13 protein-coding genes and 1 pseudogene are annotated in these 14,972 nt (G+C 73.7%); 9 read left to right on the top strand and 5 right to left on the bottom strand.

The features are described from left to right. Nucleotides 1–21: 21 nt before the first annotated feature. The 6 genes from ACQP2F_RS25975 to ACQP2F_RS26000 all read left to right on the top strand — a co-directional run bounded on the left by ACQP2F_RS25975 (nt 22) and on the right by ACQP2F_RS26000 (nt 7,456). On the top strand, nt 22–1,026 hold the full coding sequence (locus tag ACQP2F_RS25975; protein ID WP_433307613.1) for a LacI family DNA-binding transcriptional regulator: 1,005 nt from the start codon (nt 22–24) through the stop codon (nt 1,024–1,026). Beyond that, nucleotides 1,023–2,669, top strand: coding sequence for a ribulokinase (gene araB, locus ACQP2F_RS25980; protein WP_433291660.1), 1,647 nt, complete (start codon nt 1,023–1,025; stop codon nt 2,667–2,669). Before ACQP2F_RS25975 ends, araB begins: the two co-directional genes overlap by 4 nt. Next, nucleotides 2,666–3,361 (top strand): L-ribulose-5-phosphate 4-epimerase AraD, encoded by a 696-nt coding sequence (gene araD / locus ACQP2F_RS25985; RefSeq protein ID WP_433291663.1) that lies wholly within the window; start codon nt 2,666–2,668, stop codon nt 3,359–3,361. The genes araB and araD overlap by 4 nt, the downstream gene beginning before the upstream one ends. Nucleotides 3,362–3,363: 2 nt before the next feature. Further along, nucleotides 3,364–4,872, top strand: coding sequence for an L-arabinose isomerase (gene araA / locus ACQP2F_RS25990; RefSeq protein WP_433291666.1), 1,509 nt, complete (start codon nt 3,364–3,366; stop codon nt 4,870–4,872). Nucleotides 4,873–4,941: 69 nt separating this feature from the next. After that, nucleotides 4,942–5,934 carry a LacI family DNA-binding transcriptional regulator gene (locus tag ACQP2F_RS25995; protein ID WP_433307615.1) on the top strand — a complete coding sequence of 331 codons (993 nt, stop codon included), beginning with the start codon at nt 4,942–4,944 and terminating at the stop codon, nt 5,932–5,934. Between the two features lie 514 nt (nt 5,935–6,448). Next, nucleotides 6,449–7,456 (top strand): 5'-3' exonuclease, encoded by a 1,008-nt coding sequence (locus ACQP2F_RS26000; RefSeq protein ID WP_433291668.1) that lies wholly within the window; start codon nt 6,449–6,451, stop codon nt 7,454–7,456. 87 nt (nt 7,457–7,543) lie between these two features. On the opposite strand, the gene ACQP2F_RS26005 is transcribed toward ACQP2F_RS26000, so the two are convergent. From ACQP2F_RS26005 to ACQP2F_RS26020, 4 genes are all read right to left on the bottom strand, one after another. Continuing rightward, nucleotides 7,544–8,305, bottom strand: a complete 762-nt coding sequence (locus tag ACQP2F_RS26005; RefSeq protein ID WP_433291671.1) for an MBL fold metallo-hydrolase — start codon at nt 8,303–8,305, stop codon at nt 7,544–7,546. Nucleotides 8,306–8,362: 57 nt separating this feature from the next. Then, on the bottom strand, nt 8,363–10,012 hold the full coding sequence (locus ACQP2F_RS26010; protein ID WP_433291673.1) for a dynamin family protein: 1,650 nt from the start codon (nt 10,010–10,012) through the stop codon (nt 8,363–8,365). Between the two features lie 126 nt (nt 10,013–10,138). Continuing rightward, nucleotides 10,139–10,819: a response regulator transcription factor gene (locus ACQP2F_RS26015; protein ID WP_433291675.1), complete on the bottom strand. Its 681-nt coding sequence runs from the start codon at nt 10,817–10,819 to the stop codon at nt 10,139–10,141. Between the two features lie 27 nt (nt 10,820–10,846). Then, complete coding sequence (locus ACQP2F_RS26020; protein WP_433291677.1) at nt 10,847–11,953, bottom strand: sensor histidine kinase; 1,107 nt, start codon at nt 11,951–11,953, stop codon at nt 10,847–10,849. A gap of 87 nt (nt 11,954–12,040) precedes the next feature. Here ACQP2F_RS26020 and ACQP2F_RS26025 point away from each other — a divergent pair. Next, nucleotides 12,041–12,617: pseudogene (locus ACQP2F_RS26025) on the top strand (ATP-binding cassette domain-containing protein); the annotation flags it as partial. A gap of 557 nt (nt 12,618–13,174) precedes the next feature. On the opposite strand, the gene ACQP2F_RS26030 reads toward ACQP2F_RS26025, so the two are convergent. Beyond that, nucleotides 13,175–13,399: a hypothetical protein gene (locus ACQP2F_RS26030; RefSeq protein ID WP_433291679.1), complete on the bottom strand. Its 225-nt coding sequence runs from the start codon at nt 13,397–13,399 to the stop codon at nt 13,175–13,177. On the opposite strand from ACQP2F_RS26030, the gene ACQP2F_RS26035 reads away from it, so the two are divergent. Beyond that, entirely contained in the window at nt 13,383–14,231 is an 849-nt protein-coding gene (locus ACQP2F_RS26035; RefSeq protein WP_433291681.1) for a hypothetical protein, read from the top strand. The genes ACQP2F_RS26030 and ACQP2F_RS26035 overlap by 17 nt on opposite strands. Further along, the gene (locus ACQP2F_RS26040; protein ID WP_433291683.1) at nt 14,228–14,971 is read left to right on the top strand and encodes an ABC transporter permease; all 744 of its coding nucleotides are present in this window, start codon (nt 14,228–14,230) and stop codon (nt 14,969–14,971) included. The genes ACQP2F_RS26035 and ACQP2F_RS26040 overlap by 4 nt, the downstream gene beginning before the upstream one ends. Nucleotide 14,972 lies beyond the last annotated feature (1 nt).

Raw genomic sequence — 14,972 nt, forward strand, 5'->3', positions numbered from 1 at the left:
CCGCCGATCCGCGGGCCGGTGATGTCCGACGTGGCCGCCCGCGCCGGCGTCTCGCACCAGACCGTCTCCCGGGTGCTCAACGGGCACCCGCACGTGTCGGCCACCACCCGCACCCGGGTGCTGGCCGCGATCGCCGAGCTCGGCTACCGGCGCAACCTGTCGGCCCGGGTGCTGGCGACCGGGCGGTCCAACGTGATCGGCGTGGTCGCCCAGAACACCACGCTCTACGGACCGTCCAGCATGGTGCAGGCCATCGGCGAGGCGGCGCTCGGCGCCGACCTGTCCCTGACCGTCGGGCACGTGGCGGGCTACGACGCCACCGCCGCGTCCCGGCGGATCGTGGAACGGCTCGTCCAGCAGGGCGCGGCCGGCCTGGTCTTCATCGCCCCGGTCGACGCGGCCGAGGAGGCGATGCGGCTGGTGCCGGACGGGGTGCCGATCGTGACGGTGGACGGGCTGCCGGAGTGGCAGTCCGCCAACGTGTCGGTCGACCAGTACACCGGCGGGCTGCTCGCCACCCGGCACCTGCTGGCGGCCGGCCACAAGACGGTCTGGCACGTGGCCGGCCCGGAGAAGTGGCACGGCAGCCGGGCCCGCGAGGAGGGCTGGCGGGCCGCGCTGGCCGAGGCCGGAGCGGTGGCGCCGCCGATGCCGCGGGCCGGCTGGTCGGCGGCGTCCGGCTACCAGTGCGGGCGGATGCTCGCCCGGATCCCGGACTGCACGGCGATCTTCGCGGCCAACGACCACGTGGCGCTCGGCATCATGCGGGCGCTGGCCGAGCAGGGCCGCCGCATCCCCGAGGACGTCAGCATCATCGGCTTCGACGACGTGCCCGAGGCCGGCTACTTCCATCCCGCGCTGACGACGATCCGCCAGGAGTTCGCCGAGGTCGGCCGGCAGGCGCTCCGGCTGCTGCTCGACCAGCTCGCGACCGGGGTCAGCTCGTCCGAGTCGGCGCTGGTCGAGCCCGTGCTCATCGCCCGCGACACGGTGGCCGCCGCCCCGGCCGATCAGGAGAAGTCATGAGCGAGTTGGTCATCGGTGTCGACTTCGGCACGCTGTCCGGACGGGCCGTGGTGGTCCGGGTGTCGGACGGCGCCGAGATCGGGTCGGCCGTTCACGCGTACGCCCACGGGGTCGTCGACCGCAAGCTGGGTGACCAGATCTTGCCGCCGGACTGGGCGCTGCAGGTGCCCGCGGACTATGTCGACGTGCTGCGGAACGCCGTTCCGGAAGCGCTGCGCAACGCCGGCGCCGACCCGGCCGACGTGATCGGGCTGGCCACCGACTTCACCGCGTGCACGGTGCTGCCGACGACGGAGGACGGCACCCCGCTGTGCGACCTCGACGAGTTCCGGGACGAGCCGCACGCGTACGTGAAGCTGTGGAAGCACCATGCCGCCCAGCCCCAGGCCGATCGCATCACCGAGCTCGCCGCCGAGCGCGAGGAGCCGTGGCTGCGGCGCTTCGGCGGGCTGATCAGCTCGGAGTGGGAGTTCGCCAAGGCGCTGCAGGTGCTGGAGGAGGCGCCCGCCGTCTGGAACGCCATGCGGTACTGGGTCGAGGCCGCCGACTGGATCGTGTGGCGGATGACCGGGGTCTATCTCCGTAACGCCTGCACGGCCGGTTACAAGGGCCAGTTCGTCGACGGTCGGTACCCGTCCACGGCGTACCTCCGCGAGCTCAATCCCGATTTCTCGGACTTCCCGGCGCAGAAGCTGGATGTGCCGATCGGGCAGCTCGGCCAGGCCGCCGGGACACTGACCGACGAGGCCGCGGCGATGATGGGGCTGCACACCGGCGTCGTGGTCGCGGTCGGCAACGTCGACGCGCACGTCTCCGCCCCCGCGGCCCAGGCCGTCGAGCCCGGCCGGCTCGTGCTGATCATGGGAACCTCGACCTGCCACGTGATGAGCTCGGACGTGCTGCGCGAGGTGCCCGGCATGTGCGGCGTGGTCGACGGCGGCATCATCCCCGGTCTCTGGGGATACGAGGCCGGGCAGTCGGGGGTCGGCGACATCTTCGCGTGGTTCGTCGAGAACTGCGTCCCCGCCTCCTACCGCCTCGCCGCCGACGAGCGGGGCATCTCGCTCCACGACCACCTGAGCGACCTCGCGGCCGACCAGCCCGTCGGCGGGCACGGCCTGATCGCGCTGGACTGGCACTCCGGCAACCGGTCGCCGCTGGTCGACCACGAGCTGTCCGGCGTCTTCGTGGGACAGACCCTGGCGACCCGGCCCGAGGACGGCTACCGCGCCCTGGTCGAGGCCACCGCGTACGGCACCCGTTTGATCATCGAGACGTTCCGGGAGGCCGGCGTCGCCGTCGACGAGCTGGTCGTGACCGGCGGCCTGCAGAAGAACCCGATGATCATGCGGATCTACGCCGACGTCACCCGGATGCCGATCAACGTGCTCGACTCCGACCAGGGCCCGGCGCTCGGGTCGGCCCTGCACGCGGCGGTGGCGGCCGGCGCGTACCCGGACATCCGGGCCGCCGCCGCGGCGATGGGCCGCGTGTCGCACGGCTCCTGGACCCCGGACGAGGCGAACGCCGACCGCTACGACGCGCTGTACGCCGAGTACCGCACGCTGGTCGACTACTTCGGCCGGCACGGCAACGACGTCATGCGGCGGCTGCGCCGGATCCGGCGGGAGGCCCTGCGATGAGGGACCTGCTGCGCGAGGTGCTGGACGCCAACCGGCGCATCGCGAGCGCCGGGCTGGCCACGCTGACCTGGGGCAACGTCTCCGGCATCGACCGCGGCGCCGGCGTCTACGTGATCAAGCCGTCCGGCGTGCCCTACGACCGGCTCACCGAGGAGTCGCTGGTCACCGTCGACGTCGAGACCGGCGAGGTGGTCGGCGGCACGCTCAAGCCGTCGGTCGACAGCGAGACGCACCGCCTGCTCTACCAGGCGTTCCCGGCGATCGGCGGGATCACCCACACGCACTCCACGTACGCGGTCGCGTTCGCCCAGGCCGGCCGGGACATCCCGGTGCTCGGCACGACCCACGCCGACAACTTCGACGGGCCGATCCGCTGCACCCGCGACCTGACGCCGGAGGAGTGCGCGCGCGACTACGAGCGCAACACCGGCCTGGCCATCCTCGACCTGCTCGACGGCGACGCCGAGTCGGTGCCGGCCGCGCTCACCGCCGGGCACGGGCCCTTCACCTGGGGACCCACGGCCACCAAGTCCCTCGAGACGGCGATCGTCTGCGAGGCGGTCGCCGAGATCGCCCTCCGCACGCTCGCGCTCAACCCGCACGCGGCTCCGCCCGAGCACCTGATCCGCCGGCACTACAGCCGCAAGCACGGTCCCGACGCGTACTACGGAAACCTCTCGGAAGCAGGCTGACAATGAACCCTTTCGACGGTCGCGAGATCTGGTTCCTCACCGGTAGCCAGGGTCTCTACGGCGAGGACACGCTCGCCCAGGTGGCCGCCCAGTCGCAGCAGGTGGTCGCGCAGCTCGACGGCTCGCCGGACATCCCGGCGCCGATCGTGTGGCGGCCGGTGCTCACCGACGCGTCCGGCATCCGGGCCGTGATGATCGCCGCGAACGCCGACGACCGCTGCATCGGGGTGATCGCCTGGATGCACACGTTCTCCCCGGCCAAGATGTGGATCAGCGGGCTGGAGGCGCTGCGCAAGCCGCTGCTGCACCTGCACACGCAGGCGCACCGGGAACTGCCGTGGGCGACCATCGACATGGACTTCATGAACCTCAACCAGGCCGCGCACGGCGACCGGGAGTTCGGCTACGTGCAGACCCGGCTCGGCGTGCCGCGGACGACGGTGGTGGGGCACGCGTCCGAGCCGCGTACGGCCGACCGGGTCGCCTCCTGGGCCCGCGCCGCGGTGGCGGTGGCCACCATGCGGTCGCTGCGGCTGGCCCGGTTCGGCGACAACATGCGGGATGTGGCGGTCACCGAGGGCGACAAGGTCGAGGCCGAGCGGCATTTCGGGGTCAGCGTCAACACGTACGGCGTGAACGACTTGGTTGCCGTTGTCGACGCGGTCCCTTCCTCGGCGGTCGACGAGCTGGTGACCGAGTACTCCGACATCTACGACCTGGCCCCCGAGCTGGCCAAGGACGGCGACCGCCACGACTCCTTGCGCTACGGGGCCCAGATCGAGGCCGGGCTGCGGCAGTTCCTCGCCGACGGCGGGTTCGGGGCGTTCACGACCAACTTCGAGGACCTGGGCGGGCTGCGGCAGCTGCCGGGGCTGGCGGTGCAGCGGCTGATGGCCGACGGCTACGGCTTCGGCGGCGAGGGCGACTGGAAGACCTCGATGCTGCTGGCCACCCTCAAGGCGGCCGCCTCGGGCCTGGCCGGGGGCACCTCGTTCATGGAGGACTACACCTATCACCTCGGGCCCGGTCCGCAGCGCATCCTCGGCGCGCACATGCTCGAGGTCTGCCCGTCGATCGCCGCGCGGAAGCCACGGCTGGAGATCCATCCGCTGGGCATCGGCAACCGCGAGGATCCCGTACGGCTGAAGTTCTCCGCCGCGCCGGGCCCGGGTGTCGTGGTCGGCATCTGTGACATGGGCGACCGTTTCCGGCTGGTCGGCAACGTGATCAACGTCGTGCCGCCGGATCACGAGCTCACCGCCCTGCCGGTGGCCTCCGCGGTCTGGGAGCCGGCCCCCGATCTGCCCACCTCGGCCGAGTGCTGGCTGATGGCGGGCGGTCCGCACCACACGGTGCTGAGCACGGCGCTGGGCGTCCCGGTCGTCGAGCAGTTCGCCGAGCTGACCCGTACCGAATTGGTGATGATCGATGGAGCGACCACTCCGTCGGCCCTGCGCAAGGAGCTTCGCTGGAACGCGGCCTATCAGCTGCTGGCCGGCGGCCTGCGGTGAGGGGATATCCTGCCCGCTAAAGGCGGATGCGGGGTGTCGGTGAGCGTGAAGCGCGGACGGCCGCCGGGCATGATGGATGTCGCCCGGCTGGCGGGGGTATCGCATCAGACCGTCTCGCGTGTGCTCAACGAGCACAAGAACGTGAGCGAACAGACCCGGCTCAAGGTGCGGGCGGCCATAGCCGAGCTCGGCTACCGCCCCGACCGGGCGGCTCGCGCCCTGGTCACGGGCACCTCCCAGGTGATCGGGGTGGTCGCGCAGAACTCGTCGCTGTTCGGCCCGGCGTCGATGCTGACCGCCTTCGAGGAGGCCGCCCAGGCGACCGGCTTCGCGGTGAACGTGAGCAGCGTGCGCAGCCTCGACGAGCGCTCGATCGCCGACGCCGTCGAGCGCCATCTCGACCAGCGGGTCGCCGGCCTCGTGGTGATCGCGCCGGTGGCCAGCGCCGGTCCGGCGCTCGAGCAGCTGCCGGCCGACGTGCCGCTGGTGACCATCGACGGCGACCCGGAGCGTACGAGCACGCTGGTCACGGTCGACCAGGTGGCCGGCGCGCGGGCCGCGACCCAGCGCCTGCTCGACGCCGGGCACCGCTCGGTGTGGCACATCTCCGGGCCGTCCGACTGGTTCGACGCGGCCGGCCGGGTGCGTGGCTGGGAGGAGACGCTGCACGCGGCCGGGCTCGAGATCCCGCCGCTGCTGACCGGCGACTGGAGCGCGGCGTCGGGCTACCGGAACGGTCAGTTGCTGGCCCGCCTGCCCGACGTCACGGCGGTCTTCACCGCCAACGACCACATCGCGCTCGGCCTGCTGCGCGCGCTCAACGAGCACGGCCGCCGGGTGCCCGGCGACGTGAGCATCATCGGCTTCGACGACGTGCCCGAGGCGGCGTACTTCACGCCGCCGCTGACCACCGTGCGGCCCGACTTCGCCGCGGTGGCGACGGCGACGCTCGAGCTGCTCATGACGCAGATCCAGGCCGGCCGGGCCGATTCGGGGACACGCCGCACGATCGCGCCGGTGCTGATCGAGCGGGACAGCGTCGCGCCACCCGGCGGTTCCTGACCGCTTGCCGGTCCCGATCGCCCCGTCGCTCCGGACCGCCCGCCGCCTCGACGCCGGCCACCCCGACCGCCGCCTGCCTGACCATGCGGGCCGGTCCTGACCAGACGCAGCACGCCCGGCCACCGCGGCGCGTATGGGTAAGCAGAGCGATTCCCCACCGGGACCGCTCCCAGCCAGACGCCGACGCCACACACCCGCGCACCGCAGCGCGCATGAGTAAGCAGAGCGATTGCCCGCCGGGCCTCCCGCGCCTGACCACGCGCGACGCATCCCCGGACCCCGGGCGACTGATCGACCACATTCGATCCGCAACCCACCCGATTTGTCCGTTGAAACGCGCCCGCCACAGCATCTTGACATGTCAGGTGTGATCGTTAACATTCGTGGAAACGGCGTCGGAGCCGATGGGCATGGTTCACGGTTGTGAACGTGAACATCGATGTCGGACGTGCGGACCCCCGTCGGGGCCATCAGGGGAGTGATGGTCCCGGCGGGTCACGCGTACGCTTCTACGGTGCCGCTGCTCCTGGTCCTCGACGGAAACAGCCTGCTGCACCGTGCGTATCACGCGGCAGCCTTCGAGGGCATGCTCGCGCCCGACGGCTCGCCCATCTGGGCGCTGCGCGGCCTGATCGGCTATCTGGCCCGCGCCGCCGCGCACCTCAACCCCGATGCGGTGATGGTCGGCTTCGACTGCCCGGTCTCCTCGGCCCGCCGCACCTCGTACCCGCTCTACAAGGCACACCGCCCGGACAAGCCCGGTGACCTGCTGGCCCAGCTGGCGGTGGCGCCCGAGCTGCTGGCGGCGGCCGGTGTGTGTACAGTGGTCCCGCCCGCCTACGAGGCCGACGACGTGCTCGCCTCCGCCTCCGCCGCCGCCCGGGCCGCCGGCTGGCAGTCGGTGCTGATGACCAGCGACCGCGACGCCTTCGCGCTGATCGACGCGACCACCTCGGTGCTGCGGGTGCGCAACGGCGGCTTCGACGAGGCGGTGCTGGTCGACGAGCAGGCGCTGCCCGGCCTCTACGGTGTCACTCCCGCGCAGTACCGGGACTTCGCGGCGCTGCGGGGCGATCCCTCCGACAACCTTCCGGGCGTACGCCGTTTCGGCGCCACCACGGCCAAGAAGCTGCTCGCCGCGTTCGGCACGGTCGAGGCCGCCTGGCAGGCGACGCTCGCCGACGTGGCCGCCGCCGTCGGCGACCACGCCGCGTCGTTCTTCACCGACCCGTCGGCCCGCGAGGTCGTCAACCGCAACCGCTCGCTCATGACGATGCGCCACGACCTGGCGCTGCCGCCCCTGGCCGGCGCCCGGCTGCCACTGAGCTACGTGACGATGCGGCAGGCGCTGCGGGCTCGCGGCATCAACCTCGGTCCCTCGCTGTGGGCGCTGGTGGGCGGCGCTCCCCCGCCCCCGTCGGCAGTGGCCGAGGACGAGACGGCGGGCTGGAAGCCGTGGGTCTTCCGCGGCGGGTTGTCGGCCCGCCGCGACCCGACCCCGGGCCAGCTGTCGCTGTTCTGAGCGCCGGCCTCAGGCGGGGAGGCCGAGCGCCGGCCTCAGGCGGGGAGGGCGAGCGCCGGCCTCAGGCGGGGAGGCCGAGCGCCGGCCTCAGGCGGGGAGACCGGCCGCCAGCTCCTTGAGGGCCTTCGCGGCGCCCACCGTCACCGGGCCGCCGTGGCCGGGCAGCACGGCCATGATGTCCATCGCGGCCAGCTTGCGTACGGTGTCGTTGGCCTTGCTCTCGTCCGTCGTGTACTGCGGATCGGAGCCGACCAGCCCGCCCGCGTTGCGCAGCGCGTCGCCCGCCACCAGGATGCGGGTGCTCGGCTCGTAGACCGAGATGTGCCCGAGCGTGTGGCCGGGCGTGTCGATGATCCGCATGCCGAACACCTCGTCGCCCTCGGCCACGCCCTTCAGCGGCTTCTCCGAGATGATCGAGGCCAGGTCCATGACGCCCGCGTAGATCGTGGCCTTGACCTTCGGCGCGACCGCGGCCAGCCCGCCGACGTGGTCCTCGTGCTGGTGGGTGAGCACGATGTGCTTCACCGCCGACCAGCTCGACCCGGCCGCCTTCAGCCCCTCGGCGATCGCCGCGTCGGAGCCGGGCGTGCCGAGGTCGACGATCGCCGCCTCCTTGCCCCGCACCAGGATGTAGGCCGACACGTAGGACATGTCGACCTGGCGCCAGTCCCCTGCCACCGCCCCGCCGGCCGCCGGCGCCGACGGCTCCGGCGCCGCGGACTGCGGCGACGAGGACGGTGTGGACGGTCCCGACGAGCAGGATCCGAGAACGGTCACGCCGATCGCGCCCGCACCGGCCGTGAACAGCAGCCGGCGGGAAAGTCGGCGGGTAAGCCGGTTGTCCCCCATGACCGTCGATTAAAGCAGGCACGGCCCCGGCGTGAGACCGGCAACTGACCGGCAAAATCAGGCGGCGCTGCGCCGGGACAGGTCGTCGAGCACCCGGGCCAGCGTCACCCGCGCCTCCTCGGCCCGGGGCGCGCCGGACCGGTCGGCGCGCATCGCGGTGAGCCGGTCGCGCCGCGCTTCGAGCAGGCGGGGCAGGGCGTCGGCCGCGTAGAGCCGGGCGGCGTGCACCCGGCGGCGCAGCTCCTCGTCGAGCGCGGTCTTCGCCTCGGTGACCGCGGCCTCGGTCCAGGTCGAGATGCACGTACGCAGATCGCCGCCGGGTGCTCGCAGCCGCCACCACCCGGCGCAGGCCGCGAGCGCGATGCCGGCGCCGACCACGCCCGACCCGGTCAGCACGGTGAGGACCAGCGCCGAGCCGGTGAGCAGCGAGGTCAGCGTGTGCAGCACGTCGCGCGGCCGGGCGGCCGCGTTGTCGGCCCGCAGCCGCAGGTCGAGCTCCGCGCCCGCCGGCACCAGCACGTCGTCGCGCAGGCAGTCGCGCAGCACGTCCAGGATCTCGGCCTGGGTCTCGTCGAAGGCGGCCGCGCCGAGCCCGGCCAGGCTCACCGCCAGCCGCGGCGGCAGCGCGGCGAGCTCCGCCTCGGTTCCCTGCTCGGCGTGGTCGCGGTGGGCCGCGCCGAGCACGTCGGCCCGGGCCACGAAGCGCTCGGCGGCGGCGTGCCGGGCCTCCTCGAAGCGGGCGCCGACCAGGCCGCCGCAGTCGAGCAGGCTGGCCACCGTGGCGAGGTCGGCCTCGATGCGGTCGTCGGGGCCGGTCACCCGGTCGGCGTCGGCCAGCAGCTCGCGGGCCACGGCCGCGGTCAGCCGGGCGTGGTCGGTGGCGCGCAGCCGGTGCGCGGCGGCCGTCGCGTCGTACAGCAGCAGGTCCATCAGCTGCCGGGTGCCGGCCAGCTCGGCCAGGCGGGCGGCCATCGTGTGCGTGACGCCGGGCCGGCCGGCCTGCTCGGCGAGCCGGGCCGAGATGGCCAGGACGGGCAGGCGCGCGAGGTCGGGGTGGCCGGCGAGCCGGCGGCGGGTCTCGGCGAGGACGGCCTCGTGGCCGGTCTGGTCACTCTTGTTGACGGCCACGACGACCGTCTCCAGACGTTGCGCGGCCCGGGCCAGGAAGGCCATCTCGGAGCCGGGGATCGGCTCGGTCGCGTCGCCGACGAACAGTAGGGCGTCGGCGTGGCGGAGCGCGGCCTGCGGCCCGGCCACGCCCGGCGTGTCGACCAGGACGGCCTCCCGCAGGATCGGGGCGTCCACCCGCGCCTCGACGCCGAGAACGGCGTCGGTGACCTCCTCGAAGCTCACGTACGCGCCCAGGTCGTCGAGGCTGATCGGCTGCCGCCGCGGCGTTCCCGGGTCGGCCGGGTCGGTGATCATCGCGGTGGCCGTGTCGTCCGGTCCATAGCGGAACTCGATCCAGCCGGCGGTTGTCGGAGCGTCGCCGACCGGGCTGAGGCCGGGCCGGCCGAGCAGGCTGTTGATCAGGCGGGACTTGCCCCGTCCGGCGCCACCGGCGATCACGATCCGCGGCCGGCGCAGCGTCTCCCGGGCGCCGGGCGGCGCGGGCAGCAGGGCGGCCAGGTCGTCGCGCCCGAGCGCGAGCGCCTCGGCGCGCACGACCGCGATCAGGTCAGCAAGTCCGGAGTGGGGATCGGTCACTCGGTGCCTCCGGGCGACAGTTGAAGGTCGTACCAACCAGCCTTTCCATCCTGGACCTTGGGCGCAACATCCGGACGGATGACGATCCGGAACGGAAGACCGGCGCGTTCCCTCGCCTTCGCACTTCTAAACCCCTCGATGACCGTGCTGCTCCGCTATGCGGTAACCGACGCCCGGCGTGGTGAGGATGACCGCCGGGTCGCCGAGCTTGCGGCGCAGGCGGCCGATGGTCACGGTCACCGTGTTGGTGAACGGGTCGGCGTGCTCGTCCCAGACCTGCTCGAGCAGATCCTCGCTGCTGAGGTGGGCCGGCGCCGCCCGCAGCAGGGCCTCCAGCACCGCGAGCTCCTTCACCGACAGGTGCAGCGGCACCCCGGCCCGGGTCACCACCCGGGTGATCGGGTCGAGCTCGAGACCGGCGGCGCGCAGGGTGCGGCCGCGTGCCGCGGGCCGCCGGCGGGCCAGCGCCCGTACCCGCAGCACCAGCTCGGGAAAGTGGAACGGCTTGGCCAGGTAGTCGTCGGCGCCCAGCGTGAGTCCCCGGACCCGGTCGTCGGCGGTACCGGCCGCGGTCAGCATCAGCACCATCGCGCGCTCGTCACGGGCGGTGATCATCTGGCAGAGCGTGTCGCCGTGCAGGCCGGGCAGGTCGCGGTCGAGCAGCACCACGTCGTACGCGTTGATGTCGAGCTTCTCGGCGGCGGTCAGCCCGTCGTACGCGATATCGACCGCCATCCCCTGGTCGCGCAGCCCCTCGGCGATGACATCGGCAAGCGTCCGCGCGTCCTCGACCACCAGAATCCTCATGCCGGCCCCCTCATGACGCCGGCCCCCTCATGCCGGCACCGCCACCGCCGCCGGCAGGTCGACCGCCACCCGCAGACCGCCCGCAGCCAGCGGCGTGATCCGCACCGACCCGCCGTGCGCGGCCGCCACCGCCGCCACGATCGACAGCCCGAGCCCGGTGCCGCCGCTCGCCGTGCGGTCGGCCCCGATCCGCGCGAACGGCCGGCCCAGGCGCGCGACCTGGGCGGCGTCGAGCACCGGCCCGCTCGACTCGACCACCAGCGACGCGCACGGGCCGGAGTCGCGGACGGTGATGCGGACCCAGCCGTCCGGGACGTTGTGCCGGACGGCGTTGTCGACCAGGTTGCCGACCAGCCGGGCGAGCAGCACCGGGTTGCCCCGCGTGGTGACCTCGGGCGCGAGGTCGCAGTGGACCGCGGGCGAGGACCGCGGCGGGGCCGGCAGCGCCTCGCTCACCAGCGCGGCCAGGTGCACGACCGCCCGATCGTCCACCGCGCCGTGCTGCGCCCGGGCCAGCAGCAGGAACCCCTCCAGCAGCCGGTCGACCCGGTCGAGCTCGCCGCGCACCCGGCCGGCCAGCCGCACCGTCTCGGGCGGCACCGGCCCCGGCTTGGCCACCGCGACGTCGAGCGCGGCGCGGATGGTGGCGAGCGGCGTCCGCAGCTCGTGCGAGGCGTCGGCGACGAACCGGCGCTGCGCCGCGAACGACTCCTCGAGCCGCCCGAGCAGATCGTCGATCGTGTCGGCGAGCGCCTTCACCTCGTCGTCGGGGCCGCGCACGGCGAGCCGCGAGTGCAGGTTGTCGGCCGAGATCCGCCGGGTCGCGGCCGTGATCACGCGCAGCGGCCGCAGCACCCGGTGCGCCAGCGCGTTGCCGAGCAGCATCGAGATCAGCAGCATCACCAGCAGGCCGATGACCACGCCGGCCAGCAGCTGCCGGGTGCGCGCCTCGTCGTTCGCGCTGAGCTGGCGCTGCAGGCGGGCGATGTGCTCGGCGGCCGGCTCCTGGGCGCCGCCGTCCGGGGCAGGCCGGGTGCTCCGGCTGCCGAACGCGGCCACGATCGCCAGCAGGCCGGCGCCGGAGAGGAGGAACATCGTCCCGTACAGGAGGGTGTAACGCAGCCGGACGCCCATCCGACCAGCATGCCCGTCGCGGGCTAACAGCGGTATGACAGGCGTTGTCGCGCCCGGGTTAGGCGCCGGTGCGTAGAACTCACGGCCATGGAAGCCACCATCGAAGTCATCGATCTGCACAAGCGGTACGGCTCGGCGGTCGCCCTCGACGGCATGACGTTCGCGGCCGAACCGGGCCTGGTCACCGGGTTCGTCGGGCCGAACGGCGCCGGCAAGTCGACCACCATGCGGGTGCTGCTCGGGCTCGACCACGCCGACTCGGGCACGGCCCGGGCCGGCGGGCGGGACTACCGGACGCTGGAGCGGCCGCTCACCCACGTCGGCGCCCTGATCGACCCCGGCGCGCTGCACCCGGGCCGGTCGGGCCGCAACCATCTGCTCTGGCTGGCCGCCTCCCAGGGTCTCGGGGCGCGCCGGGTCGACGAGGTGCTCGACCTGACCGGGATGCGGCCGGTCGCGCGGCGGCGGGCCGGCGGCTACTCGCTCGGCATGCGGCAGCGGCTCGGCATCGCCGCGGCGATGCTCGGCGACCCGCCGATGCTGATGCTGGACGAGCCGTTCAACGGGCTCGACCCGGCCGGGATCGTGTGGATGCGCGGGCTGCTGCGGTCGCTGGCGGCCGAGGGCCGCGCCGTGCTGGTCGCCAGTCACCTGATGAGCGAGCTGCAGGACGTCGCCGGCCACGTCGTGGTCGTGGGCGCGGGCCGGGCGGTCGAGTCGGCGACCACCGGCGACCTGACCGGGCGGTTCGGCTCGCTGGAGGCCGCCTACCTCGAGCTGACCCGCGGAACGGAGGTGCTGCGATGAGGGCCGCGCTTCGCGCCGAGCTGGTCAAGCTGCGCAGCGTGCGGGCGTGGGTGGCCGGGTTCGTGCTCGCCGCGGTGGCGATCGTCGGGCTCGGCGTGGCGGCGGCGACCGGCATCCGGGTCGACTGCCCGGACGGTCCCTGCCCGGCGCCGCCGACCGGGCCCGGTGGGGAAGCCGTCGACGACCGTTTCGCGTACGTGCATCAGCGGCTCGACGGCGACGGCGAACTGACCGCCCACGTCGCGTCGTTCACCGGGATCATCACCTATCCCCCGCCGGACCACGACCGGATCGTCGCGGGCCTCGTCCCGTGGGCCAAGGCCGGTCTCATGATCAAGGACGGGACCGCGCCCGGCGCCGGCTACGCGGCGATCATGGTGACCGCCCGGCACGGCGTGCGGATGCAGCACGACTTCACGGGGACGAGGCCGGGCCGTCGAGGGCGAGCTGGCTGCGCCTCTCCCGCTCCGGTTCGACGATCACCGGGTACGCCTCGGACGACGGCCGGCGCTGGAGCACCGTCGGAACGGCGCGGCTCTCCGGCCGTACGGTCGCCATCGGATTTTTCGTCGCCTCGCCCAGCGACGTCACCCGCAAGCGGGGGGCGCACGGCGGCAGCATCGTGCAGGCCCGCTTCACCCAGGCGACCGCGGCCTTCGACCAGGTGTCGAGGACCGGGGCGTGGACGTTCACCAACGTCGGGGACGACGGCCTGCAGACCGACTGGGAACGGCTATCCCAGCCGGCCGGCTTCACCGAGAAGGACGGGCGGCTCACCGTCTCGGGCAGCGGCGACATCGCGCCGGCCGGGCACGAGGCCGGACCGACGCTGGAGTTCGTGCTGGCCGGGGTCGTGGTGGCGCTGGTCGCCGTGATCGTGGTGGCGGTCCTGTTCATCACCGGCGAGCACCGCACCGGGCTGATCCGCACGACGCTCGCGGCGATGCCGGCGCGCGGCCGTCTGGTCGCGGTCAAGGCCGCGGTGATCGGCGGGGTCAGCTTCGTCTGCGGGCTGGTGGCCACCGCGGTCAGCGTGCCGCTCGCCTCCCACCTGGTCGTCGCGAACGGGAACTACCTCCTGCCGACCAGCCTCGGCACCCGGGTGCGGGTCATCGTCGGGGCGGCCTTGCTGCTGTCGCTTGCGGCGATTCTCGCGTACGCGCTGGGCAGCGCGATCCGGCGCGGACTGCTCGCCGTCACGGTCGCCATCGTGCTGATCGTCCTGCCCTACCTGCTGGCGACCGCCTCGCTGCTGCCGGACGGGGTCGCCGCGTGGCTGCTGCGGCTGACGCCGGCGGCCGGGTTCGCGTTCAAGCAGGTGCTGCCCGCCTACCACCAGGTGCTCAAGCCCTACACGCCGGCCGAGGGGTACTTCCCGCTGAGTCCGTGGGCCGGGCTCGGCGTGCTCGCGGTCTGGGCGCTGGGCGTGCTGGCGCTGGCCGCGTACCGCGCCCGGCGGGCCGACGCGTGAGCGCCGCCGGGGCCGCTCGCCTGCGCCCGGGCCGACGCGTCCGGGCCGCCGCCGCGGCCGAGTGGGTGAAGATGCGCACCATTCCGGACGTGGCCGTCGCGTTCGGGCTGACCGTGCTGCTGATCGTCGCCGTCTCGGCGGCCACCGCCGGCGCGGACAGCCCGGACCGGGTCCACTCCGCCCTGCTCGGTGTGCAGGCCGGGCAGGCCGTGGTGGCGGTCTGGGCCGTGCAGATGCTGGCCGGGGAGTTCGGCACCGGGACGATCCGCCCGGCGTTCGTGGCCGTTCCCCGCCGGCACGTCGTGCTCGGCGTCAAGGCGCTGCTGCTGCTCGGCGGGGTGCTGACGGCGGCCGTCGTGTCCGTCACCACGTGCCTGCTCGCCTTTTCCGCGGGCGCGTCCGGCGGGATCCGCGCCGCCGCCGGATCGGTGCTCTACCTCGGGCTGATCGCGCTGCTCGGGCTGGGCGTGGCGGCGATCATGCGCAGCGCGGTGGCGTCGGCCGGGGTGGTGCTCGGCCTGCTCTACCTGGTTCCGGTGGTGATGGGCATGTTCGCCGACCCCGGCATCGAGCGGGCGATCTACCGGATCGGCCCGTCCACGGCCGGGCTGACCGTTCTGTCCACCGTGGACCTCGATAGCCTGCCGATCGGGCCGTGGGCCGGGCTAGGGGTGGCCGCGGCGTGGGCGTTCGGGGCGCTCGCGGCCGGGGCCCTCATCGTGGGTGCCCGGGATGTGTAGC

The sequence above is a fragment of the Actinoplanes sp. CA-030573 genome (genome assembly GCF_050951115.1).
GTDB lineage: Bacteria > Actinomycetota > Actinomycetes > Mycobacteriales > Micromonosporaceae > Actinoplanes.

What these genes read in the sequence shown, in the direction of transcription:
- ACQP2F_RS26005 (WP_433291671.1), bottom strand. Translation starts at nt 8,305, where the DNA reads ATGGGGGACAACCGGCTTACCCGCCGACTTTCCCGCCGGCTGCTGTTC.
- araA (WP_433291666.1), top strand. Translation starts at nt 3,364, where the DNA reads ATGAACCCTTTCGACGGTCGCGAGATCTGGTTCCTCACCGGTAGCCAG.
- araB (WP_433291660.1), top strand. Translation starts at nt 1,023, where the DNA reads ATGAGCGAGTTGGTCATCGGTGTCGACTTCGGCACGCTGTCCGGACGG.
- araD (WP_433291663.1), top strand. Translation starts at nt 2,666, where the DNA reads ATGAGGGACCTGCTGCGCGAGGTGCTGGACGCCAACCGGCGCATCGCG.
- ACQP2F_RS25975 (WP_433307613.1), top strand. Translation starts at nt 22, where the DNA reads ATGTCCGACGTGGCCGCCCGCGCCGGCGTCTCGCACCAGACCGTCTCC.
- ACQP2F_RS26020 (WP_433291677.1), bottom strand. Translation starts at nt 11,953, where the DNA reads ATGGGCGTCCGGCTGCGTTACACCCTCCTGTACGGGACGATGTTCCTC.
- ACQP2F_RS25995 (WP_433307615.1), top strand. Translation starts at nt 4,942, where the DNA reads ATGATGGATGTCGCCCGGCTGGCGGGGGTATCGCATCAGACCGTCTCG.
- ACQP2F_RS26015 (WP_433291675.1), bottom strand. Translation starts at nt 10,819, where the DNA reads ATGAGGATTCTGGTGGTCGAGGACGCGCGGACGCTTGCCGATGTCATC.